The organism is Paenibacillus sp. 7541, from assembly GCF_002276395.1.
Classification (GTDB): domain Bacteria; phylum Bacillota; class Bacilli; order Paenibacillales; family Paenibacillaceae; genus Paenibacillus_AQ; species Paenibacillus_AQ campinasensis.
In genome coordinates this window covers 1-248 of sequence record NZ_NQLZ01000091.1, presented here as the reverse complement: position 1 = coordinate 248, position 248 = coordinate 1, and the positions used below count along the sequence as shown (strand labels likewise).

Annotated in this window: 1 protein-coding gene; it reads left to right on the top strand. The window is 52.4% G+C overall.

Annotation, left to right across the window (positions count from 1 at the left end; translation table 11 throughout):
* Positions 1 to 248, top strand: a 248-nt coding sequence (locus CHH75_RS24570) for a transposase (protein ID WP_141235890.1), incomplete at both ends; no start/stop codon positions are given.

Here is a 248-nt window from a genome sequence, read left to right as displayed (position 1 = left end):
ATCATCATTTACGCCTACAGCCAACGGATCTATTCATCCCGTCAAATTGCGAAGGCTGTGAGGGAGAACATCCCCTTCATGTGGCTTGCCGCCCGGCAGCGCCCGGACTTCCGCACCATAAACCGATTCCGCTCAGAGCGGATGAAAGACGTTCTCGAAAAAGTATTCACGGCTGTGTTGGAACTGCTTGTGGAAGAGGGCTACATTAAGCTAGAGCATTACTTCGTCGACGGTACCAAGATCGAGGC